We start from the raw sequence: 21,938 nt of genomic DNA on the forward strand, positions 1-21,938 counted from the left end.
ACCGTATGCTCTCGGGCGCGGCGGGCGTAAAGGAAGGTAACGAATCGGCCAGGGAGTTCGTCTGCTGGTCCTGCCACAACGGAACCGTAACGGACAGCCGCGGCATACTTCAGGGCGGGGGGCAGCACCCCACCGGAGTCGCCGCCTCAAAGGCGGTTAAGGGCTTCCCCCTCTATCAGGGGAGGGTGGAGTGCGGCACCTGTCACACCGCCCACGGAAAGGTAACTGCGGCGGGAGAATGGATGCGCGCCCCCGAACCTTTGAACAGCGTCTGCGAAGGGTGCCACGACGAGGTCGGCCATCTGCACGGCGGAGCGCCCCTGAACGAAAAGCAGGCGGCGGCAGTAAAAAAAGCCGGAGGTCTCGTCGGTGCGGGCGGCAAGATAGGGTGCAGGACCTGCCACAAGGCGCACGGCTCCGCCGGCCCCAAACTTCTAATAATTCCCTCCGAAACCGGGTCTGCCGGAGCGGAGGATATCTGCCTCTCCTGCCACTCGGGACTCACCGTTACCGGGATGACGCCGGACAAGATGACCTCCTGCAGCGAGTGCCACCCTCTTCACAAAGGAAAGGATGGGGCACAGGACGCGAAGCGCTTTTCCTGCGTCCGCTGCCACGAAGACAAGACCGGAGCGGGCAATCACCCCTCGAAATCGGAAGTCTGCGGTGAGTGCCACTCGATACACAACCCGGTCAAGCCCGTCGGCAAGCCATATAAATTTCTAAAGACGATGAACGTCGGCGCGAACATGTGCGCCGGGTGCCACTCCGCCAGCATGGGCCGCCACGGCCCCTCCGCCGTCGTACCGGAGGGGATGCGCCTCTACATTCGCGAAAAGGGGTTCGCCGTGACCGAGGACGGCGCTCTCCAGTGCCCTACCTGCCACGTCACGCACGGCGCCCAAAGCCCCTCGCTGCTTTCCAGAAGCTCCGAAATCTCATGCCTCTACTGCCACTTGCAGCAAAATCCCTTTTCACCGGCGGGGCGCATGGGGGGGACTCACCCTGTGGGGGTATATCTCGAAAGGGATCAGGCATTAAGGATCGAAAACAAAAACGCAACGACGGACAAAGACAAGGGCCATGCGATACTCTCCTGCCGGTCCTGCCATTTCACCCACGACGTTGCGAAAAAGCCCCTCGCAAGGTGCATGGAGTGCCACCCCGAACAGTCAAAAGCCCCGAAGCACGCCGGGGGAGGTTGCGAGGTCTGCCACGAGATACACGGCAGCGAGCCCCCGGGAGTCAGTTGCAAGGGATGCCACGAAGACACTCCTCTGGCGGACCATAAGGGCAAAACCCTGCTTGCCGCGCCGCCGGAGGACTTTCCCCTTTTCGACCGTTTCGGGAAGGCCGCGCCCGCGGGCGCGATAGACTGTCCGACCTGCCATGACCCTCACGGCGAACATAAGAACTTCGTCCGGGCAAAAGACGGGGAAGGGCTCTGCAAGGCTTGCCACCCGGAAAAGAAATCCATAGTGAAAAACGTTCACGACGGGAACAAGCCGGAGATTTTCGGGGCAAAGCTCGGGGGAAAGGAAGGGAAGGGCGACAGGTGCCTTCCCTGCCATCCTCCGCACGTGAAAACCCCCCTGATGAAGGGGCAGACGAAAGCCGGAGACCCCAACGAGCTTTTCTGCCGCGCCTGCCACGGCAAGGCCATGAAGTCCTCGCCCTCCCACTCGATGCTGGGTGCTCCTCCGTGGAAGGATATAACGGTGCCCCTGCCGCTCTTCGCGGTCGACGGCTCGCGCGACGCAAGGGGTTTCATAAGCTGCCCGACCTGCCACGACCTCCACTCGGGAGATGACAAAAAATCCCTCAGGAGGAACCCCGACGAGGCGAAAGGGCTTTGCGCGGGGTGCCATCAGAGCAAGGCCGCGATATTGGGCTCCTCCCACGATCCCATGAGCCGGGGCGCAAAAAAAGTCTGCCTTTCCTGCCACCCCGTACATTCCAAAGAGGGCGAAAGGCCCCCGGTATGGGAGCTTCGCGTCTCTGGCGTGGGTTCGTGGAACGACCGCAAGTGCATGAACGCCTCCTGCCACAGCTACCAGTCCATCGAGGCCTCCCCCTACCACGGCATGCGCTCGCACCCCGTCAACGTATCGATAAAAAAGGAAACCCTGCCGAGCACGATGCTTTACGACCCCTGGGGCCGAAAGGGCGGCAAACTCGTGGTCTGCACAAGCTGCCACGACATCCACGGCTCGGGGGGAGTGGAGGGAGAGGTTCTCGGGAATTTCCTCCGCCTTCCCGTTTCGGGCGGCGCTCTTTGCGGCTCCTGCCACGAGGACAAGCTTTCTCTCCTGCCGAGCCCTCACAATATGGCGGAAACCAGCGAAAACGCGCCCTGCGGCCCCTGCCACAAGACCCACAAGGCGACCTCGAATCAATTTCTCTGGGGGCTCCCTCCCTATCCGGAGGGCAACTACAGGCCGAACCGCCTCTGCCGCTCCTGCCACGCCAAGGCCAAACAGCCCAAGGGTTCCCCCCAGCTGATGCAGTTTCACATGAGAGACGCCGAGGAGGCTTACACCGAGCGCGGGACAATCTTTCTCCAGTGGCCCATGTTCCTTATAGACCCCTGGCCGCTCCGCACAGGCTCCGAGCCGATAATCCCCCTTTACGACACCTCCGGCGCGGTGGTCGGCGACGGCTCGCTACAGTGCATAAGCTGCCACGATCCGCACAAGTTCAATCTGCCGGATGAATTCGCCCCCGGAGAGGCGAGAAACACGGACGGAAAGTTCCTCAAGCTGGGAGACCTGCGGCAGCTCGAATACAGCGTCTGCGGCGACTGCCACGCCAAAGATTCCCAGAAGCACTACAAGGATTACCACAAGGTATGGTGGGACGCCGGGGCGGAATTTCACCCGGACACTTTTTACGACAAGGCGCTGAAGGGTAAGGAAAAGGAGTAATCCCCGGACAGGCTTCCTAGAAGATGGCCGCCAGGCGCTTGTAGGCGTGGGACAAGCGGAGTGAGGAGAGGCCGAGGAGTCTGGTGACGATGGAGAGAGCGGCTTTGGGATTTTCGGCGGAGAGCTTCTCCAGATCAACGCGGCTCAGGGTCAGAAACCGGGAGTCGGTCGCGGAAAGCGCCGATTCCGGCCTCTTCGGGCCATCAGAAACCAGAGCTTCCTCGCCGATGGCGGACCCCGCGCCGAGGAGGCCGATGACGAAGCGGCTCCCCGCGAATTCGGTTTCCTTGAGGAGTTCCACCTCGCCTTCGACGATGAAAAGAACGTAGTCCGCTTCCTGCCCCTCGCACCAGATCGGCTCCCCCGCCTTCAGGCTGAACTCTTTGAGGCAAAGACCGGCGACTTTTTGTTCCTCGCCGGTCAATTCCGCCAGCAGCGGGTGGGAGGCGCAGACTCCGGAGGTCATTTTTTCTTTTCCTCGGCCCTTTGCGCCAGCTTTTCGTCCATCCTCCTGAGGAGGTTGTCGAACCCCTCCTTGTGGATTATCTCTCCGTAGGTCGCGTTGTAATTCCGGGCGAGGCTCACTCCCTCGATCACCACGTCGTAGATGAGCCAGTTATCCCCCGCCAAAAGCAGCTTGTAAGTGATGGGAATGTCCTTGCCCTGCGAAATTATCGCGGTGTCGAGCTTCGCCTTGTCGCCGCGTATCTCTTCGCCGAGGTACTTGACAGTCTCGCTCGAATACTCCTCTATCCTGCTGGCGTAGGTCTGTTCGAGGGTGGAGCTGAACTTCTCTATAAACGCCTTCTTCTGGGTTTCGTTGACCTTTCTCCACGTGGTGGAGAGGACGAACTGGCTCATGGTGTTGAAATCGAACTTCGAGCGCACCTTCTCGATGACGATCGCCCTTCTCGCCGATTTCGGTTTGGATTTGTCGGCCAGGGTCGCGATGACGAAATCGATGGTGGATTTCATCGACTCGGTGGGCGAGGGCGCCGCGAAGGAGGAAGAGGCCGCGAAGATCAGAAGAACGGCGATTGCGAGCAGTTTTTTGGGGCGCATGGTCATCCTTGCCTCGGTCACTTCTTCTGACAGCTTTCACGAAGCTGAAAATAGGCGTTCCTCATGAAAAGGTAGGGGTCTATCGATTCTTTTACTACTTTCTCATATGTGTCTTTGTCAAGGCTAAGAGTGTTTTCTATTTTGGCCGCCTTGAGGGCGATTATCTCTTCGCCCGGGTTGCCCTCGACAACGGCGTAATTGAACGGATGGAGGTAGAAATCCAGAGAATCGCCCACCGTGTCGCGAAGGCTGGAGGGCCCGAGGAAAGGGACGACCAGGTAAAAGCCGTGGCCCACGCCGTATTCCCCGAGCGTCTGGCCGAAATCCTCCTCATCGAGGGGAAGGCCGTTTTTGGCCGCCAGATCGAACCACCCTCCGAGGCCGACCGTCGAATTCGCCAGAAACCTGGTAATCTCCTCGCCAGCGCCGAGGATGTCGAACTGCAGGATGTTGTTCACCAGCCTTATCGGCATCAGGAAGTTGGTCATCACGTTGCCTATGCCGATTCTCGCTTTCTCCGGCATCGCTTTTCGCCACCCTTTGGCTATGGGCTTGGCCACGTAAAAATAAAACTTGTCGTTGAAGGCGAAAAACACACGGTTCAGAGGCTCTATGGGGTCGTGTATGTCGTTGGCGTATTCGCCGGAATCCTCCTCCTTGCTGGCGAAGGGATCTTCAAAATCGCCCTCGTCGCCCTGCGGCGCAGCTACGCCTTCGTCGGCCGGGGCCGGACTTTGCTGGGCCGAAAGGGGCCCGGGGTTGTCGCAACGGGAGGATTTTTTCCCCGAAGCGCAGCCAGCCAGAGCCAGGGAAGCAATTATAAAGAGAAAAAGAAAAAGGTTTTTGCGCCGAATCATCAATCGCTTTCAAACATGTACTTGCTGATCAGTTCTTCGAGGATGATGGCGCTTTCAGTCTCGGTGATCTCGGACCCCTCCGTTAAAGAGGAATCCTGTCCGCCGGGGGTCAGCTTGATGAACTTGTCTCCGATTATCCCGGCGGTGCGGATCGAGGCGATGGAGTCCGAGGGGAGGTTCACCCTTTTTTCCACCGAAAAGACAACCGTCGCTTCAAATTCCTTGGGGTCGATGTCTATAGTCTTGACGGTTCCCACTTTCACCCCCGCCAGTTCCACCGGGGCTCCCTCCTTCAGGCCGGATACCGAGGCGAACCTCGCCGAGAGCAGGTACTTGTCCGTGCTGAGCACCTCGACGTCGCCGAGTTTGATGGCGATAAAGGAAAAACAGGCGAAGCCTATGATGACGAAGAGCCCCACCCACGTCTCTACGTTTAACTTTCTCATGGAGTACTAAACCTCCTCGCTGCTGCTCGAATAGACAGGTCCCATCGTAATCTCCACAAAGGAGCGCACGTGCGCATTCTCGCTCCTCTGGAACTGCTCGGGGGGGAGGCATACCTGGATTTTGCACTCCGCCAGCAGGGCGACCTTGTCGGCCAGTTTGAAGATCTTGGGAACGTCGTGGCTGACGATGACCGCAGTATATCCCAATTCCTTCTGCGCTTTGTGGAAAAGTCTGTAAACTTCGTTCGCCTTGAGTATATCGAGCCCCGTGGTCGGCTCGTCGAAAAAGACGATCTTGGGGTTCAGGGCCAGCGCCCTGGCGAGCCCCGCCCTTTTTTTCATTCCGCCGGAAAGCTGCTCCGGGAATTTCTCCGAGGAATCGGGCAGATCCATCATCTCCAGCAGTTCCCCGACCCTGGCGGCGATCTTGCTCTCGGAAAGCCCTGTGCGCTCCCGTAGCGGCAGGGCGATATTGTCGAAGATATTCATGGAGTCGAGAAGCGCCGCGTTCTGGAAGAGGACGCCGAAATTCTTCCTCACTTCGGTGAGCTCGGCCCTCCCCAGGCGGGCGACGTCTTTTCCGAGGACCATCACCTTGCCGGAGTCGGGGGTGACGAGTCCGAGCATGTGCTTCAATATTACGCTCTTGCCCTGACCCGACGCGCCGACGATGACGAGAGTCTTGCCCTCGCTTACCCCCAGATCCAGGTTTTCGAGAACCACCTGGCTGCCGAAACTTTTGGTTACGCCCTGCAATTCTATGACGTTCACGGGATTCTCCTGCTAACCGTACCGGACACTAGATCATTAAGGCGCTGATGAGGTAATCCCAGACGAGCACGCCTACGGAGGCGAGGACGACGGCGTTTGTCGTCGCGCGGCTGACACCCTCCGCGCCGAAGCCGCCGAGCCTCTCTTTGTGGACGTAATAACCTTTCGAGGTGGATACCCAGACGGTCAGGAGCCCGAAGGCCAGGGCCTTGAACATCCCCATTTTAATGTCCGCGAAAACCACGGAATCGTACATCCCCTCGAAGTAGCTTCCCTGGCTTACGTCGCTGAGAGTGACGGCGACGATGTAACCCCCGAAGATGCCTACCACGTCAAATACGAAGCTCAGCAAAAAAGTTGAAATAACGCATGCAACATATTTGGGAGCCAGGAGGTATTTGATTGGATCGATGGCCATGCATTCGAGGGCGTCGATCTGCTCGGAATTTCGCATTATGCCTATTTCGGCGCACATCGAGGAACCGGCGCGGCCGATAATCATAAGAGCGGTGAGGACCGGGCCGAGTTCGCGGACGAGGCCGTTTCCGACTCCCGCGCCAAGGGCGCTTACCGAGCCGTATTTGCTCAGGAGATGGTAGCCCTGGAGTCCGAGAACCATCCCCGTGAAGAGTCCGGTGAAGATTATTACGAAGAGGGAGCGGGCGCCGATAAAGTTGAGCTGGCCGAGAATCGAGCGCCAGGCGTAAGGCGGTTTTACGGAGGCCCAGAGGCACTGGCCGAGAAAAATCGTCATTCTGCCGGCCATGTTCAGATAAAAAAGGCAGATCTCCCCGAGATTTTCCAAGAATTTCATAATCATTCCACTCAGGAACCCCGCGAAAAACAACGGGAATTTTTATGTTGGCCAATTATGGCAGTGGAGGCGGCGCGAGTCAAATATCCGTTTATATTTCCCGCCCAACCCGGGAGGGTGTTAAAAAACGTGTGTGTCAGGCAAGCGAGAAGCGAATCGCGGCGAAGAACGGAGCCCGCTATAGTTTTTAAACATCCTCCTAGAATTGACGAACACTATTTTGTATAGTATATGGCCTCGGATCAAATGACACGATTAATTCCCCTGGAAAAGGGAAAAATAAGGAGAAAGATCAAGATGAAAACCGCCAGGCTGGTTTTACTGTTTGTTGCGATTGCCGCTCTTTTGACGGCCTGCTCGGGTGGTTCCGGCACTTCGCAGACCGCCCCCGCTCCCACCGAGACAAAGACCGACGCCGGAAGCTGGGGACAGCCCCCCGCAGGCGCGCCCGCTCCCATGGGCGCTGCCCCCGCAGGCCTTCCCAGCATCGGCACCGTCATGGAGACGATGGACTCGGGCGGCTACACCTACGTTCTGCTCGATTCCGGCAACGGCAAGCAGGATTGGGTCGCCGCGCCCCAGGTGGCGCTGAACAAGGGTGAGGTGGTAAGAGTCGAGGGCGCCCAGCCGATGCCGGGCTACACCTCCAAGACCCTTAACAGAACCTTCGACATGCTCTATTTCGCCGGCGCGATTATTCCCTCCGGCTCTCCCATGCCCGCCGGAGGCGCCAACGCGAACCTCGCCGAGGGGCGCACCGTCGTCGCCGCCCAGGCCGTCTCGGGCGTGTCCAAGATGCAGGGCGGCTTCTCCATCGGCGAGGTTTTCTCCAAGAAGAACGACCTGGCCAACAAAGATGTTAAACTGCGCGGGCAGGTTGTCAAGGTCAGCCGGGGCATCATGGGCAAGAACTGGATCCACATCCAGGACGGCACCGGCAAGGACAAGGAAAACGACCTCACCCTCACCACGGCGGGCGACGCCAACAAGGGCGACATCGTCGTCGTCTCCGGCAAGCTCATCAAGGACAAGGACTTCGGGATGGGCTACCGTTACGACCTCATCATCGAAGACGCCGACGTGAAGGTGGAAAAAGCCGCCCAGTAATTTCCGCAACCATTAAGCGAAAAGGGCGTCTCCAAACGGGGACGCCCTTTTTTGCCGGCAAATCCTGCGAGCCGGGCCCGCCTTACATAGAGATATTCGCCGGATTTTCGCTTCGTTCAATCGCGGCCTGCGCAACTCCCTTTCCAATCACAAAAACAACAAGCATCCCTTGGAGAAAATCTCCAGCCGGAAGCTGTTTTCCTTTGTCCTTCCCCCCCTTCCCATGTTAAAGTTCCCGCCTTCTGTGCCGGAGGACGGTTCCTGGACGTTCGCGGCCTAATTTACTTCCAGGGAGGACCATTAAAAAATGAGCAAAGATTTCAACAATTTTCCCGAAGAATCTCTCGACTTCGGCAAACTCCTCGAAGAGAGCGAAAACGTACCCCTTGAAGGCAAGGTCGCCACCGGTACCGTTATCAAGGTCTCCAGCGACTTCGCGGTCATCGACATCGGGTACAAGTCCGAAGGTCTCGTGGCCTTAAGCGAGTTCCGCGACATCGAAGGCAAGGTAACCCTCAAGGAAGGCGATAAGGTCGAAGTTCTTGTCGAGCGCCTTGAGAACGAAGACGGCATGGTGGTTCTCTCCAAGGACAAGGCCGACAAGATCCGCATCTGGGATCGCATCAGCCAGGCCGCCGAGAACGACGAGACCGTCGAGGGCCGCATCATCGCCCGCATCAAGGGCGGCCTTTCGGTCGATATCGGCGTCCGCGCCTTCCTTCCGGGAAGCCAGGTCGCGCTCCGCCCCGTACGCCAGCTCGAAAAGCTCATCGGCGAAACCTTCGACTTCAAGATCATCAAGTTCAACCGCCGCCGCGGCAATATCGTACTTTCCCGCAGGGTCATTCTCGAAAAAGAGCGCGAGTCGATGCGCAAGAACACCCTCGAAAGACTTGCGGAAGGCGAGGTGCTCGAAGGCATCGTCAAGAATATTACCGATTACGGCGCGTTTATAGATCTCGGCGGCATCGACGGCCTCCTCCACGTCACCGACATGAGCTGGGGCAGGGTCAACCACCCGAGCGAAATTCTCCACATCGGCGACGAGATAAAGGTGAAGGTCCTCTCCTACGACCCGAACCGCGAGCGCGTCAGCCTCGGCCTCAAGCAGCTCGAATCCGACCCCTGGCAGAGCGCCGGGGAGAAGTACCCGATCGGCGCGAAGGTCAAGGGCAAGGTCGTCTCCATCACCGATTACGGCTGCTTCGTCGAACTCCAGAAGGGGATCGAGGGGCTCGTCCACATCTCCGAGATGAGCTGGACCAAGCGCATCTCCCACCCGAGCGAGAAGGTCACCATCGGCGAAGAGGTCGAGGTCATGGTCCTCAACCTCGACACCGAGAGAAAGCGCATCTCTCTCGGCATGAAGCAGTGCGAGCCCAACCCCTGGGAGATTCTCGAAGACAGATACCCGGTGGGCACCGTCGTTCGCGGAAAGATCCGCAACATCACCGATTTCGGCGTTTTTCTGGGCGTCGAGGACGGCATCGACGGCCTCATCCACGTCAGTGACATCTCCTGGACCAAGCGCATCACCCACCCCGCCGGGCTCTTCAACGTCGGCGACGAGGTGGAAGCGGTCGTCCTCAAGATCGACAAGGATCAGGAGCGTTTCAGCCTGGGCATCAAGCAGCTTGAGCCCGATCCGTGGACCGGCATCGCCAGCAAGTACCGCGTCGGCTCGATCGTCGAGGGCAAGGTCACGAACGTCGCCGATTTCGGCGTCTTCGTAGAGCTCGAACCCGGCATCGAGGGGCTCGTCCACATCACCGAAGTGGCGGGCGACAAGGCCGCCGAGGTGGCGTCGAAGATGCAGCCCGGCCAGCTCATCACCGCCGAGGTGCTCTCAATCGATCAGGAGGAGCGCAAGATAAGCCTCTCCATGAAGGCGATCGAAAACGCCGAAGTGCGCGCGCAGAAGATAGCCCTCGATACGGCGAACAAGGAAATGGCCGCCCGTTCGAGCGCTACCCTCGGCGACAAGCTGATGGCGGCGAAGGCCAAAAAGGGCAAGGAAGCCGAATAATCTTCCAAAAAACCCTTAACGTATTAAAATGAAAGCCGGAGCCGATAGTGGCTCCGGCTTTTTCTTTTGCTGCTTTTTTGCCCGGCGGCGACCGGCGGAGGTTCGTTTATGCGCTTTATCTTCAAGGTGCTCTTCTGGGTTATGGCAATCGTAGGGATACTGGCGACGATTTCCCACTTCTCCGGCTCCGAGCCGCCTCCACTGGGAGACAGGGTCGGGGTGCTGAAGGTCTCCGGCTTTATTGCCGACGCCGAGGAGTCGGTGAAGGCGCTCGACTATTTCCGCGAGAACTCCGACGTCAAGGCGGTAATCGTGCGGGTAATCTCGCCCGGCGGGGTTATCGCCCCCTCGCAGGAGATACGCGACGCCGTCAAGCGCACGGCAGAGGCAAAGCCGGTGATCGCCTCCTTCGGGGCGGTCGCGGCTTCCGGCGGCTACTACCTCTCCGCCCCCGCGACGAGGATCATAGCCGACCCCGGCTCCATCACCGGCTCCATCGGCGTCATCATGCAGTTCCCCGAGTACGAGGTCCTCCTCGACAAGATAGGTATGCGCACCCGAACCCTCAAGAGCGGCCCCTTCAAGGATACCGGCTCTCCGATGAGGCAGATGACCGACGCGGAAAAGGCGGTCATGCAGTCGGTGGTGGACGACCTCTTCGCGCAGTTCGTGGACGTTGTGGCCGAGGGCAGGAAGATGGACAGGGCGAAGGTGCTTGCCCTCGCCGACGGCAGAATCTACTCCGGCAGGCAGGCGCTCGGGCTGGGCCTCGTGGACGAACTCGGCGGCTTTGACGCTGCCGTGAGAGCGGCGGGAACCCTCGCGGGCCTCGGAGAAAACCCGAGGCTGGAGCGGTGGAAGAGAAAGAGGGACGGAGTTTTGCCGCTCCTTCTCGGCAGCGAGGACGCCGACGCGGTCGGAAACGTTGCCGCGCCCCTCACCGCCTCCCCCGCGCGCTATCTCCTCTCCGGCTGGTAGGAGACTCCTTGGCGAAAAAAGAGCTGGCGCGAACGGCGCTCGCAATCCGGAGCCTCCTTATTCCCGGCTGGGTCCAGAAGGTGTGGCAGGACGAGGAGGAGAGGGTCGCGATGCGGATTCGGGCCGGGCAGAAGAACTTTCTCTGCCTCCTTTGCGCCGCACCCGGAAAAAGCGGTTTCGGAATCGTGGAGGCGAGGCAGCAAAGCGCCCAGCGGCCGCGTGCGCTCCTATCCTACCTTCGCGCCCACCTCGAAGGCGGCACCCTCGTGGGCGCTGCCGCCGACGAAGCGCGAAATCTCCTCGTATTCTCCTTCGTCGCGAAATCAAAGCCCTTTTACCTCGTCCTCGACCTCTCCGACAAAACCCCGGCAATTCTCGCGCTCGACTCCGAAGGGTTCGTACGCGCCTCGACCAAGCCGGGAAAGAGCGGCTATCCGGTGAAGCACGGCGAGAAGTTCCCGCTCCCGCCGGAGTCAAACCCCGGCGTCGAAGCCGGGAGGGACAAAGCGGAAGACCAAAAATTCCTGACGGACGCCGGGGCGCTTCTCTCCGGCGCTTCGCCCGTGGAAGTTTCCGGAGCCGGGCTGGTCCGCAAGCGCTGGGAAAAGAAGGTGCGAAAGCGGATCGAGAATATCAGCGCCGACCTTCTCCGGGCGGGAGACTCCGAAGAGTTGAGAAGGAAGGCCGACCTCCTCTCCGGCGCGCTGGGAAGGGTCAAAAAGGGGATGGAGAGTGTGGAGATAGAGGGGAGCGACGGTCGGAAGGAGATTATTCCGCTGGACCCCGCCAAGACTCCCGGCGCGAACCTCGAACTCCTCTACAAAAAGGCCGCCAAGGCCAAGAGGGCGGTTAAAATCGCGGGCGAAAGGCTCCTCGCCGCGCAGAGCGAACTCGAAGGGATTCCCCCGGAGGAACCTGCGTGCGCGAAAAGGAAATCCAAAAAAGAGGTTTCCCGCCCCTTCCTGCGCTACCGCTCCTCCGACGGCGTAATGATACTCGCCGGGAGAAACGGGCCGGAGAACATGCGCCTCCTTCGCGAGGCGAGGGACTGGGACATCTGGCTCCACGCGAGGGATGGGGCGGGCGCGCATGTCCTGATCGCGAAGCCCGGAAAAGAAGGGAAAGTCCCCGAGAGAACCCTTGTCGAGGCGGCGGGAATCGCCGCTCTGCGCTCCCGGTTCGCCGCCGAGGGGGCGGTGGACGTGATGTACGTCGAGGCGGCGAGGGTGAAAAGGGTCAAGGGGGCGTCGCCCGGAAAAGTCCTTGTCAGCGGCGAAAAAACAATCCGCGTTCCCCCCGGAGCGGGGGCTCCGAAACTCCTTGACCGGTAAAAATTCCTCCGAAGGTTGAATCTTTCCCCTCCCATGCGTAACATAAACCACCACCTTCCGGGTAAGCTTTTCACCCGGCAGGCTGTCTTTTGCGAAACCCGATCTGTGGACGTGCGGATTGAAATTCTATTTAAAGCACAGAAAAGCTCTCCTGAACCTCGCGGCTTTCGCGCTGTCGTTCTGCTTTGTCGGCCGTCCCGACCGGTTCTTCAATTTCGGTCAGACGATCTTCGACGATTCCTCCCTCACCACCCTTTCGGCCATCTCCATGCCCACCTGCGCCGGGGCCGACGAGAACATCTCGCTGCGTCTCGAAGAGGGGGCGAAGCGCACCCTTAAGGCAAAGGTCACGAAGGGGGAGATAAGCCGGGGCGACACCCTCGACGTGATAGCCAGACGCGCGGGAGTCTCCCCCAACCGTTCCCAGTCCTTCACAAGCGCCCTTCGGCCGGTCCTCGACCCGCGCCAGATGCGCCTCGGCGACGATTACACCTTCTGGACGGCCCCTGACGGGGAGATTCTGCGCTTCGAGTACCAGAAGAGCCCGGTCGAGATAATAAGGGGCGATCTCTCCGGCGATTCGTGGGTCGTCAAAAAGGTCAACGTCCCCATCGAGAGGGTGGAGGCGACGATCTCCGGCACCCTCGAAGGCTCCCTCTGGAACTCCTTCATTGAGGCGGGGGCGGACGCCGACCTGATCATGGCCTTCGCCGACCTTTTCGCGTGGGACGTGGATTTCACCCACGAATCGCAGCCCGGCGACCAGTTCCGCGCCGTCTACGAGCGTCTCTACGTCGACGGAAAATTCATCGGCAACGGAAGGATAAAGGCGGCAAGCTACAAGGACCGCGACGAGACCCATTTCGCCTTTTACTTTACCGGGGTTACTACCGGCTATTACGACCTTAAGGGCAACAACATCAGAAAATCCTTCCTGCGGTCGCCGCTGGATTTCACGCGCGTCACCTCGAATTTCAGCTCCGCCCGCAGGCACCCCGTGACCCACGAGGTCAAGGCCCACTACGGGGTGGATTTCGGCGCTCCCACCGGCACGCCTGTAAAGGCCGTCGCCGACGGCTCGGTGTCCTTCGCCGGAACCAACGGAGGCGCGGGAAAGATGATAACCCTGCGCCACGCGATGGGTTACGAATCCAGCTATCTCCATCTTTCCGGCTACGGGAAGGGAATCCGCTCGGGGGCGAGGGTCGATCAGGGGCAGGTGATAGGTTACGTCGGGGCGACGGGCCTCGCCACCGGCCCTCACCTCGACTACCGCCTGAGGATAAACGGAAGCTGGGTTAACCCCCTGAAGCACAAGTTCGAGCCCGGGCCGCCGGTGGCCGCCTCCGACAGACCCGCCTTCGAGGCCGGTTCAAAGGAGTGGATAGCCGTGCTCGACAGGATGCCCCTTCTCGGGGCGGTGGCCGAGGCCAAAAGGTGAGGGGAGTAGTCCAGCGCGTCAAGTGCGCCTCAGTGACCGTTGCGGGCGAGGAGATCGGCAGGGTCGGAAAAGGTTTTCTGGTTCTCCTCGGAGTGGAAGAGGGTGACACGCTTACGGACGTCGAGTATATTGTAGACAAAATCGCCGGTCTGCGCGTCTTCGAGGACCGGGAGAGAAAGATGAACCTTCCCCTCGGCGAGGTGGGCGGCGGAGTCCTCCTCGTCAGCCAGTTCACCCTGCTCGGCGACTGCCGCAAGGGGAGGCGCCCCTCCTTCACGAGGAGCGCGCCGATGGATCTCGCCGAAAGCCTCTACCTGCGTGTAGCCGAGGGGCTCCGCGGCGAAGGGTTTTTCGTCGCCACCGGGAAGTTCCGGGCCGAGATGGAGGTTTCACTCGTAAATGAAGGGCCGGTTACCATGCTCCTTGACTCTCGAAAGGTCTTTTAAGGGATGATACTCGGCGTCATATCCGACACTCACCTCGACGGCGTGACGATGGCTTTTCTGGAATTGCTGGCGGTGCCGCTGGGCAAGGCGGAGGTGTTGATCCACGCCGGAGACCACACCGGGACAAGGATCGTGGACCACCTTGAGCTGGTCGATCCGCGGCCCTACTACGGCGTGGCGGGCAACATGGATTTGGGCGAGGTGGCGAAGAGGCTCCCCCGCGAGCAGACGATAACCCTGGAAGGGTTCACCATCGGCATCGTGCACGGCTGGGGAGCGCCGGAGGGGATGCGGGCGCGCGTGGCGGCGAGGTTCGACCCCCTGCCGGATATCGTCATCTTCGGCCACAGCCACAAGCCCCTCATCGAGCGGGTGGGCAAGACTCTCTTCGTGAATCCGGGCAGCCCCTTCGACAAGAGGTGGGCTCCGACGCGGACGGCCGCCCTGGTGGAGTTGTGCCCCGGCGGCCCCCACGCCAGACTCGTGGACTTGGGCCGATGACAGCCAAAAGGGTTCTCTGGGCTCCCTGGCGGCGCGAGTACGTCGGCAGGCCCAAAACAGGCGGGTGTGTTTTCTGCCGCGCCGCCGAAAACCCCGAAGACCCGGATTCTCTCGTCGTCGCCAGCAAAAAGAACTCGATCGCGGTCCTGAACCGCTACCCCTACGCCAGCGGCCACCTGATGATTATTCCGAAAAGGCACGCCGGAGCGGTTGAAGAGCTTACCGGCGAAGAGATTTCAGAGCTCTGGACCCTTTTTGTCGAGGCTAAAAAGGCTCTGGACGAACTCTACGGACCCGAGGGCTATAACGCCGGGCTCAATCTGGGCAAGGCCGCCGGGGCGGGCATAGGCGAACATATCCATTTTCACCTCGTTCCCCGCTGGAAGGGTGATTCCAATTTCATGCCGGTGCTGGCGGACATCCGCGTGATGCCCGAGCACCTTCTTAAAACTTACGCCGACCTTAAACAGAAAATGGGAGGGTAGTGTGGCCTCATTCGTGCGCAAGCTGATCGGTGCGCTGGTGCTTTGCCTCGCGGTCCTCCTGGCCCTCGAGAACGCCGAAGAGCTAAAGCATTCGGTCAGGTTCACCAGCGATTTTTTCATTCCCGGCTGGAAGTTCGAGACGCCGCCGATACCCCTCTTTTTCGTCATCCTGGTCGCCTTCGTGCTGGGTCTCCTTTATTCGTGGCTGAACGGCCTCATTGCGATAGTAGCCGCCAAATCGGAGTCCTTCTTCCTCCAGAAGAAGATAAAGACCCTCGAAAAAGAGCTTGTCGACGAGCGTTCCTCTTCGGCCAGAGTCGCCGAGGAACCCGCTCCCGAAACGGCGAACTCCAAGAGCGAAGTTTCTTCCGGAGAACCTCCTCCCGGCGTGGAGCCCTCCCCCTGAAAAATATGGAAGATCCGGAGAAGAGGGAGATACCAAGACCGGCGCAGCTCACTCCCATGATGCGCCAGTACCTGGAGCAAAAGGAACTTCATCCCGATTCCATCCTCTTTTTCCGCCTCGGGGATTTCTACGAGATGTTCTTCGAGGACGCCGTCCTGGCCTCGGAGCTTCTCGAAATAACCCTCACGAGCCGCGACAAGGGCGAAAATCCCGTGCCGATGTGCGGCGTCCCCCACCACAGTTCAAGGGGCTACGTAGCCAAACTCATCGAGAAGGGGTACAAAGTTGCCATCTGCGAGCAGGTGGAGGAGCCGGGCCCCGGCAAGACCATCGTAAAGAGGGAAATATCGCAGGTAGTCACCCCCGGCCTCGTCACCGACACCGAGATGATAAGCGCCAAAGAACCGCGCTACCTCTTTGCCCTTCACGAGGGAAAGGGCGGGGTCGGCTACGCCTTTCTGGACATCACCACCGGGGAGTTCTTCGCGGGGCAGCTCGCGGACATGCGCGCCCTTCTGGAGGAGCTCGGGCGCGTGGAGCCCCACGAGCTCATAATCTCAGAGGAGGAGGCCAGGGAAAAGAAACAACTCTTCCCGCCCTCCCTTCCCGTGACCCCCGTTTCCGCCGATTTTTTTCACCCGGAGCGCTCGGCTGAGCGGCTCAGGGAGCATTACGGCGTTGCCGACCTCGGCGGGTTCGGCCTCGACGGAAAACCGCTCGCGGTAGCCGCCGCCGGGGCGCTCCTTTGCTACGTCAAGTCCCGCCACCGCTCGGCGCTTTCGGGGCTTCGGCCCATAGCGAGCCACCTCGGGAGCGATTTCGTCTTCCTCGGAGACGCGACGAAGAGAAACCTCGAACTCTTCTACACCCTCTCGGGCGAGCGGGGGCAGGGGACTCTCCTTCACCTGCTGGACAGGACCAGGACGCCGATGGGAGGAAGGCTCCTCCGGCGCTGGCTCGCCTTTCCGCTGATGGACCTGGCGAAGATAGAGGAGCGGCTCTCTGCCGTAGCCGAGTTTGTCCAGCGCGGCGAGCTTCGGAAGAACCTCCGGGAGACGCTTCGCAAGGTCAGCGATCTGGAGCGTCTCGCAGGCAAAGTCGCCATAGGCTCCGCCAACGCCCGCGATCTCGTCGCCCTCCGCGAATCCCTGGGGTCTGTCCCCGAGCTTCGGGAACTTTTGAGGGGGGCTGACGCGCCGCTGCTCCAAGACGCCCTTAATGATCTCGATCCCCTGACCGGCCTTGCAAAGCTCCTCACGGACTCTCTGGCGGACTCTCCCCCTCCCTCCCTGACGGAGGGGGCGATAATCCGCGAGGGGTACGACTCCGCCGTCGACGAGCTCCGGGAGGTGCAGCGCGGCGGAAGGGGCTGGATAGCCCGCCTCCAGTCCGCCGAACGCGAGCGCACGGGGATAAGCTCTCTTCGCATAGGCTTCAACAAGGTCTTCGGCTACTATATCGAGATCAGCCGCGCCCGCCTCGACAAGGTGCCGGAGGGCTACGAGCGCAGGCAGACGCTGGCCAACGCCGAGCGCTACGTCACCCCGGAACTGAAAGAGATGGAGTCGAAGGTGCTGGGGGCCGAGGAGAGGGCGAACGCGCTCGAATACGGGATTTTCCTCAAAATCCGCGAAGAGACCGGACGCCACGTCGAAAAGATGAGGAGGACCTCGGGGGCCGTCGCCCTTCTGGACACCCTCTCCTCTCTCGCCGACCTCGCGGTGGCGAGAAGGTACGTCCGCCCCCACCTCCACGAGGGGTACGAGCTTTCGATAACCGGCGGACGGCACCCCGTGGTCGAGGCCCTCTCGGGTACGGAGAGGTTCGTCCCGAACGACCTTCTCTTCGACGGCGAGCAAAACCGGCTTTCGGTCATCACCGGCCCGAACATGAGCGGTAAATCGACCATTCTCAGGCAGACGGCGCTTATCGCGCTGATGGCGCAGATGGGCTCCTTCGTCCCGGCGGAAGCGGCAAGGGTGGGGCTCGTGGACCGCATTTTTACAAGGGTCGGGGCTTCCGACGACCTCGCGCGCGGGCGTTCGACCTTCATGGTCGAAATGATGGAGAGCGCTGCAATTCTTCACAACGCAACGGGCCGATCTTTGGTTATACTGGATGAGATAGGGAGGGGGACCTCAACCTTCGACGGGCTCTCCATTGCCTGGGCGGTGGCCGAGTACATACACAAAAAGGGTTCGCGCACCCTTTTCGCCACCCACTACCACGAGCTGACCGATCTGGCGCGCACCCTTCCCGGCGTGGCGAATTTTAACGTCGCCGTGAAACAGTGGCAGGGCAAGATCGTATTCCTGAGAAGGCTGGTCGAGGGCGGGGCGAGCAGGTCCTACGGCATCGAGGTGGCAAAACTCGCGGGTCTCCCCGAAGAGGTCGTAAAAAGGGCCAAAGAGGTTCTGGAAAACCTCGAAACAGGGGAACTCGACGAGACGGGAAGGCCCAGAATCGCCGCCTCGGAGCTTTTGGCGCAAGCGCACGGCAAGCGTCAGCTCGATCTTTTTTCCGGGGCCGAGGACGCGAAAAAGAAGAGGCTCCTTGAGGAGATAGATTCTCTCGTAGTCGAAGAGATGACCCCGATGGAGGCGCTTTTGCGCCTCGACGAATTTCAAAAAAAAGCCCGCGATATTCTTCGCGGAAAGAAAGGATAGCGGATGATGCACCGCCAAAAGCGGTTTGGAGCGGTTCTTTTACTTGGAGCCCTCTTCTTTGCGGCAGCCTGCTCTTCGCAGAAGGGCGAACTGAGGACCGGCGCGGTTCCGGGCCCCGCCGGGGAGGTGGCGCAAAAAGCGGCCCCCCTGCTGGACGTTCTCGGAAAGAATCCCGCCGACGTAAAGACCCGTCTTGAACTGGTAAAACTTCTCGATGAGAGCGGCGACCCGGACGGCTCGCTTCGGGAAGCGAACAAGGGGCTCCAGTACGCTCCGGCGGACCCGAATCTGCTCCTCTACAAGGCCAAGGCGCTTCTGTCGCTCGGCTGGTTCGACCAGGCGGGGGAAAACGCCGCGCTCTCCGCCAAAAACGGCGGCGGCGGCGAGGCGAGCATGCTGGCGATCCAGGTATTCCACAAGATCGAAAGAGTCGGCGACGCGCTCGTCGTCGCGAAGGAATGGGCGGCCGCCGAGCCCCAGAGCGCCGACGCCCACTACTGGTATGCCAGGATTCTCGCAGAAGAGGGCATGGAGGAGGAGGGGCTGGCGGAGTACAAGAGGACCCTGGAGCTCAATCCCAACCACAATCAGGCCCTCTCGGTTCTCTCGCTCTACTATGAGGGCAAAGGCGAGACCGGCCTGGCCCTTGAACTCCTCACCAGACTGATAAAGCAAAATCCCCACGCCGAGATGCAGCGCATCGCCCTTATCGAGCTTCTGGCCCGGCAGGAAAAGTATCAGGAAGCCCATGACTATCTTCAAAAAGGCCTCGACTTTACGGAGAAGCCGGAGACCCTCTCGCGTTTCGCGATGATGGCGGCGGAACTCGGCAATATCCCTCTCGCGGTAAAGTACGCGGAAAAACTTGTCGCCAAAGAGCAGGGCGACGGCAACTGGTTCTTGCTCGGGAACCTTCGCGCCAGAGGCGGCGACAGCGAAGGGGCGGCGGAGGCCTTCACAAAGGTGTCCGGCGGCGAGATGAAGATGCTCTCCGACGTGCTTTTGGCCAAGATATATAAAAAGACGGGCAAGGAGGAGAAGGCCGAGGAGATTATCTCCGGTTACATCGAGAAGTGCCCGAAGGACGAGGACGGCGCGGTGGAGCTTGTCGATTATCTGAAGGGCTCGGGCCGCGCCAGCGAGGGAGTCGAGTATTTCAAGAAATATCTCCGGCTTCACGGCGACCCCGACAACGAGAAATTCCATTTTTCATGGGGAGTGCTCCTCGATTCCCTCGGCAGGTGGGAGGAATCGGTCGAGAGGATGAACCGGGTTCTCGCTATCAACCCCGAAGAACCTTACGCCCTCAACTACATCGCCTATACCTGGTCTTTAAACGGCGTAAAGCTCGAAGAGGCCGAGGCGATGGTTAAAAAGGCGCTGGCCCGCCTGCCGGACAGCGGCCCCTTCCTCGATACCCTCGGGTGGATATATTACAGAATGGGGAAGTACGCCGAGGCGCTGGAGCAGCTCGAACTCGCCGCTGTAAAAATCGATAACGACGCGATCATCTGGGAACATGTGGGGGACGCCGCTGTGGCGCTGGGGGAGGTCGAGAAGGCGAAAGTCGCCTACGAAAAAGCTCTTCACAACGACCCCGGCAACGAAGACGTGAAGAAAAAGCGCGCGGCCCTCAAATGAGAGCGTTTGTAAAAATCCTTCCGGGGTTTCTGGCTCTGGCGCTTCTGCTCGGCGGCTGCGCGGGTGCCCGCCTCGCCTTCCATCCCCAGGGAACGCCAGTCGACGCCGAAATTCCCGGCGGAGAGCTTTCGCGCTATAACGCGGAGTTGCCGCAGGTGCGCGTCAACGGCGAGGCTTTTGTGCCGGAAATCGGCGAAGTGGATTACGGCGCGAGGGTCGAGAGCGGCGTCGGGGCAAGGTTCGACGGCTTCGCGGGCCCCATGGCGAAGCAGGTCTTCGCGGCGGCCTGCTCGGACGCGGGAGAGTGCGAAATCTACCTCCCCGACGAGGAAATACTTTACCGCGACGGCACCAGGGAGTTTTCCGGCTGGTTTTCCGCTCTCCTCGGCGGCAGGGTGCCGATAGAGGGCAGGGTCGTATCGGCGTGGAAAACCGGCGGAGGAGCTGAGGTTCTGAGGCTTGAGGACAATTCCGGAAGGTGGCAGACGGTGCTTATCGGAGTCAGGGGGTTGCCGATAGAGGCGCTTTACGGGGAGGCGGGAGAGAAGCCGAACCTGAAAATAGCCTATTCGGAATACCTGAAGGTCGGAGATTCCGACTACCCCGGCGTTATCTCCCTCAGCGGAGAGAACGGCGAGGAGCGGCTCAGGCTGAAGGCAAAGGTCGTACTGTCCGGGCCGGGGAAGCGCCCCTTGTCGGTGAAGATAAAGACGCCGGAAGATACTAAGATAGATTCGGGCGGGGAGAAACTTTGGGAGAAGCTGGGAATTTTCCGCTAGTCCGGCTTCCTATTTCGGCGAAGGACTTCGTCGCGACTCGGGAGCGCTCCTTGCCGTAGTGGCGCTACTGTCTGCGTCGCGCTCCCTGCGGGCTCCTCGCCCTTCGCCGAAATAGTTTGCCGGAAGTAAAAACGTTGCTTTGCTCCCCGCCTGTAGATATTTTAAATCCCTTTAAATTCAGCCTTGAAATACCTTCCCCGGAGGTTCAGCGCGACGTTGACCAGTCCGATAAGCACCGGCACCTCGACGCCATTTTTATTGCCTTCATCGGGCAGTGAAGTCCACACAGGGGCCGTCAGGCCAAGCCGGTAAAGGTCGTATAAAACAGGATCGCCAGACAGCAGAGCTTTTTTCATGCCGCCCTTCTTTTGGAAAACAAAAACCGCACTCTCTCTAAACCGCTTTTTTGCAGCAGATGTTTTCCCGCCATATGGTTTTAACCCTCTCCCTGAGTTCGAGCGCCTCGGGCTCGGCGAGGGCGCAAAGGCGCACTACCGATAAAAGCCCGCTAACGGCGGGGATTGGCGAGGGGTTGAGTTTGTAGTTTCGCCACTGGCCTTCCTTTTCCGAGGTGACGAATCCCGCCTCCTCAAGAAGCTGGAGGTGGCGCGAGACGGTGGACTGCGCCAGCCCAAGCGCTTCCTGTATCTCGCAGACGCACAGGGGGCGCTCTTCGAGCATCCACAGGATGCGCACCCTCGATTCGTCCCCGAGCGCCTTCAGGGACTTCATTATACCTTCCATCTAGATCTCCATATCGATAAAAAGCGATTTATAGGGAAGCTTACCCATTGACACGCGAGGTGTCAAGAGCGCATGATTGCCGCAATATTTAAGGGAAATTATCTTCAGCGGCCTGCGCCGCCTCTGGTGTTTTGAATGCGGCTATGTCGATTTGAAGTTTTATGCGGAGGTTTTGCGCTTCTTTGCCTTTGCGTGGCCCTGTCCTTGTCCGCCTGCTCGGAGAGCGAGCCGCCCTCCGGCGCCGCTTCATCTTCGTCACAGGCCGCATACGTCAACGGCCGGGTGACTTTTCTCGAACTCGGCGGGGTGGGGTGCAAACCCTGCGATGCGATGGTTCCGGTTCTGGAGGAGGTTAAAAGACGTTACGCGGGGCGGGTGGACGTGGAATTCCACGACGTGAGAAAAGCCCCCGAGACCGCCATGAAATGGCGAGTGGCGATCATTCCGACGCAGGTGTTTCTGGACGGGCAGGGCAAGGAATACTTTCGTCACGAGGGGTTTTTTCCCCCTTGA

At 60.1% G+C, this 21,938-nt stretch carries 22 protein-coding genes; 14 read left to right on the forward strand and 8 right to left on the reverse strand.

The genetic code is table 11. The features are described 5' to 3' along the window. Positions 1-5 precede the first annotated feature (5 nt). Positions 6-2,924 (forward strand): hypothetical protein, encoded by a 2,919-nt coding sequence (locus tag EPN96_04365; GenBank protein ID TAL17764.1) that lies wholly within the window; start codon positions 6-8, stop codon positions 2,922-2,924. A 16-nt stretch (positions 2,925-2,940) separates the two neighbouring features. Here EPN96_04365 and EPN96_04370 read toward each other — a convergent pair whose 3' ends face one another. The 6 genes from EPN96_04370 to EPN96_04395 are packed head-to-tail and all read right to left on the reverse strand — an operon-like array spanning position 2,941 to position 6,877. Further along, complete coding sequence (locus EPN96_04370; GenBank protein TAL17765.1) at positions 2,941-3,390, reverse strand: cyclic nucleotide-binding domain-containing protein; 450 nt, start codon at positions 3,388-3,390, stop codon at positions 2,941-2,943. Then, positions 3,387-3,992, reverse strand: coding sequence for an ABC transporter substrate-binding protein (locus tag EPN96_04375; protein TAL17766.1), 606 nt, complete (start codon positions 3,990-3,992; stop codon positions 3,387-3,389). The genes EPN96_04370 and EPN96_04375 overlap by 4 nt, the downstream gene beginning before the upstream one ends. Positions 3,993-4,003: 11 nt before the next feature. Then, entirely contained in the window at positions 4,004-4,843 is an 840-nt protein-coding gene (locus tag EPN96_04380) for a VacJ family lipoprotein (GenBank protein ID TAL17767.1), read from the reverse strand. Beyond that, the gene (gene mlaD / locus EPN96_04385; protein TAL17768.1) at positions 4,843-5,289 is read right to left on the reverse strand and encodes an outer membrane lipid asymmetry maintenance protein MlaD; all 447 of its coding nucleotides are present in this window, start codon (positions 5,287-5,289) and stop codon (positions 4,843-4,845) included. Before mlaD ends, EPN96_04380 begins: the two co-directional genes overlap by 1 nt. Before the next feature lie 6 nt (positions 5,290-5,295). Further along, on the reverse strand, positions 5,296-6,060 hold the full coding sequence (locus EPN96_04390) for an ATP-binding cassette domain-containing protein (GenBank protein TAL17769.1): 765 nt from the start codon (positions 6,058-6,060) through the stop codon (positions 5,296-5,298). A 28-nt stretch (positions 6,061-6,088) separates the two neighbouring features. Then, entirely contained in the window at positions 6,089-6,877 is a 789-nt protein-coding gene (locus tag EPN96_04395; protein ID TAL17794.1) for an ABC transporter permease, read from the reverse strand. 294 nt (positions 6,878-7,171) lie between these two features. On the opposite strand from EPN96_04395, the gene EPN96_04400 reads away from it, so the two are divergent. The 12 genes from EPN96_04400 to EPN96_04455 all read left to right on the forward strand — a co-directional run bounded on the left by EPN96_04400 (position 7,172) and on the right by EPN96_04455 (position 20,681). Then, the gene (locus EPN96_04400; protein TAL17770.1) at positions 7,172-7,981 is read left to right on the forward strand and encodes a DNA-binding protein; all 810 of its coding nucleotides are present in this window, start codon (positions 7,172-7,174) and stop codon (positions 7,979-7,981) included. 307 nt (positions 7,982-8,288) lie between these two features. After that, positions 8,289-10,007: a 30S ribosomal protein S1 gene (locus tag EPN96_04405; protein ID TAL17771.1), complete on the forward strand. Its 1,719-nt coding sequence runs from the start codon at positions 8,289-8,291 to the stop codon at positions 10,005-10,007. Positions 10,008-10,115: 108 nt separating this feature from the next. Beyond that, positions 10,116-10,985: a signal peptide peptidase SppA gene (gene sppA / locus EPN96_04410; protein ID TAL17772.1), complete on the forward strand. Its 870-nt coding sequence runs from the start codon at positions 10,116-10,118 to the stop codon at positions 10,983-10,985. Further along, positions 10,862-12,316, forward strand: a complete 1,455-nt coding sequence (locus EPN96_04415) for a DUF814 domain-containing protein (protein ID TAL17773.1) — start codon at positions 10,862-10,864, stop codon at positions 12,314-12,316. The genes sppA and EPN96_04415 overlap by 124 nt, the downstream gene beginning before the upstream one ends. 118 nt (positions 12,317-12,434) lie before the next feature. Beyond that, the gene (locus tag EPN96_04420) at positions 12,435-13,757 is read left to right on the forward strand and encodes a M23 family peptidase (protein TAL17774.1); all 1,323 of its coding nucleotides are present in this window, start codon (positions 12,435-12,437) and stop codon (positions 13,755-13,757) included. Continuing rightward, a complete protein-coding gene (locus EPN96_04425) occupies positions 13,754-14,203 on the forward strand; it encodes a D-tyrosyl-tRNA(Tyr) deacylase (protein TAL17775.1) in 450 nt (149 codons plus the stop codon). The genes EPN96_04420 and EPN96_04425 overlap by 4 nt, the downstream gene beginning before the upstream one ends. A 3-nt stretch (positions 14,204-14,206) precedes the next feature. After that, positions 14,207-14,704, forward strand: coding sequence for a metallophosphoesterase (locus EPN96_04430; GenBank protein TAL17776.1), 498 nt, complete (start codon positions 14,207-14,209; stop codon positions 14,702-14,704). After that, complete coding sequence (locus tag EPN96_04435; GenBank protein TAL17777.1) at positions 14,701-15,189, forward strand: HIT domain-containing protein; 489 nt, start codon at positions 14,701-14,703, stop codon at positions 15,187-15,189. Before EPN96_04430 ends, EPN96_04435 begins: the two co-directional genes overlap by 4 nt. A gap of 1 nt (position 15,190) precedes the next feature. Then, positions 15,191-15,595 (forward strand): LapA family protein, encoded by a 405-nt coding sequence (locus EPN96_04440; protein TAL17778.1) that lies wholly within the window; start codon positions 15,191-15,193, stop codon positions 15,593-15,595. Between the two features lie 5 nt (positions 15,596-15,600). After that, positions 15,601-18,261, forward strand: a complete 2,661-nt coding sequence (gene mutS, locus EPN96_04445) for a DNA mismatch repair protein MutS (GenBank protein ID TAL17779.1) — start codon at positions 15,601-15,603, stop codon at positions 18,259-18,261. 3 nt (positions 18,262-18,264) lie between these two features. Further along, a complete protein-coding gene (locus EPN96_04450; protein TAL17780.1) occupies positions 18,265-19,902 on the forward strand; it encodes a tetratricopeptide repeat protein in 1,638 nt (545 codons plus the stop codon). Continuing rightward, on the forward strand, positions 19,899-20,681 hold the full coding sequence (locus tag EPN96_04455; protein TAL17781.1) for a hypothetical protein: 783 nt from the start codon (positions 19,899-19,901) through the stop codon (positions 20,679-20,681). Before EPN96_04450 ends, EPN96_04455 begins: the two co-directional genes overlap by 4 nt. A 161-nt stretch (positions 20,682-20,842) precedes the next feature. On the opposite strand, the gene EPN96_04460 is transcribed toward EPN96_04455, so the two are convergent. Both EPN96_04460 and EPN96_04465 read right to left on the reverse strand, forming a co-directional pair. Next, the gene (locus EPN96_04460) at positions 20,843-21,037 is read right to left on the reverse strand and encodes a hypothetical protein (protein TAL17782.1); all 195 of its coding nucleotides are present in this window, start codon (positions 21,035-21,037) and stop codon (positions 20,843-20,845) included. A gap of 37 nt (positions 21,038-21,074) precedes the next feature. Then, the gene (locus EPN96_04465; protein ID TAL17783.1) at positions 21,075-21,425 is read right to left on the reverse strand and encodes an ArsR family transcriptional regulator; all 351 of its coding nucleotides are present in this window, start codon (positions 21,423-21,425) and stop codon (positions 21,075-21,077) included. 135 nt (positions 21,426-21,560) lie between these two features. On the opposite strand from EPN96_04465, the gene EPN96_04470 reads away from it, so the two are divergent. Beyond that, positions 21,561-21,938, forward strand: a complete 378-nt coding sequence (locus tag EPN96_04470; protein ID TAL17784.1) for a thioredoxin — start codon at positions 21,561-21,563, stop codon at positions 21,936-21,938.

The sequence above is a fragment of the bacterium genome, from assembly GCA_004322275.1.
Taxonomy (GTDB): domain Bacteria; phylum Desulfobacterota; class Deferrisomatia; order Deferrisomatales; family BM512; genus SCTA01.

Coding starts and splice junctions, on each gene's coding strand:
- EPN96_04365 (TAL17764.1), top strand. CDS start 6: ATGCTCTCGGGCGCGGCGGGCGTAAAGGAAGGTAACGAATCGGCCAGG.
- EPN96_04370 (TAL17765.1), bottom strand. CDS start 3,390: ATGACCTCCGGAGTCTGCGCCTCCCACCCGCTGCTGGCGGAATTGACC.
- EPN96_04375 (TAL17766.1), bottom strand. CDS start 3,992: ATGACCATGCGCCCCAAAAAACTGCTCGCAATCGCCGTTCTTCTGATC.
- EPN96_04380 (TAL17767.1), bottom strand. CDS start 4,843: ATGATTCGGCGCAAAAACCTTTTTCTTTTTCTCTTTATAATTGCTTCC.
- mlaD (TAL17768.1), bottom strand. CDS start 5,289: ATGAGAAAGTTAAACGTAGAGACGTGGGTGGGGCTCTTCGTCATCATA.
- EPN96_04400 (TAL17770.1), top strand. CDS start 7,172: ATGAAAACCGCCAGGCTGGTTTTACTGTTTGTTGCGATTGCCGCTCTT.
- EPN96_04405 (TAL17771.1), top strand. CDS start 8,289: ATGAGCAAAGATTTCAACAATTTTCCCGAAGAATCTCTCGACTTCGGC.
- sppA (TAL17772.1), top strand. CDS start 10,116: ATGCGCTTTATCTTCAAGGTGCTCTTCTGGGTTATGGCAATCGTAGGG.
- EPN96_04430 (TAL17776.1), top strand. CDS start 14,207: ATGATACTCGGCGTCATATCCGACACTCACCTCGACGGCGTGACGATG.
- EPN96_04435 (TAL17777.1), top strand. CDS start 14,701: ATGACAGCCAAAAGGGTTCTCTGGGCTCCCTGGCGGCGCGAGTACGTC.
- mutS (TAL17779.1), top strand. CDS start 15,601: ATGGAAGATCCGGAGAAGAGGGAGATACCAAGACCGGCGCAGCTCACT.
- EPN96_04450 (TAL17780.1), top strand. CDS start 18,265: ATGATGCACCGCCAAAAGCGGTTTGGAGCGGTTCTTTTACTTGGAGCC.
- EPN96_04455 (TAL17781.1), top strand. CDS start 19,899: ATGAGAGCGTTTGTAAAAATCCTTCCGGGGTTTCTGGCTCTGGCGCTT.
- EPN96_04460 (TAL17782.1), bottom strand. CDS start 21,037: ATGAAAAAAGCTCTGCTGTCTGGCGATCCTGTTTTATACGACCTTTAC.
- EPN96_04465 (TAL17783.1), bottom strand. CDS start 21,425: ATGGAAGGTATAATGAAGTCCCTGAAGGCGCTCGGGGACGAATCGAGG.
- EPN96_04470 (TAL17784.1), top strand. CDS start 21,561: ATGCGGCTATGTCGATTTGAAGTTTTATGCGGAGGTTTTGCGCTTCTT.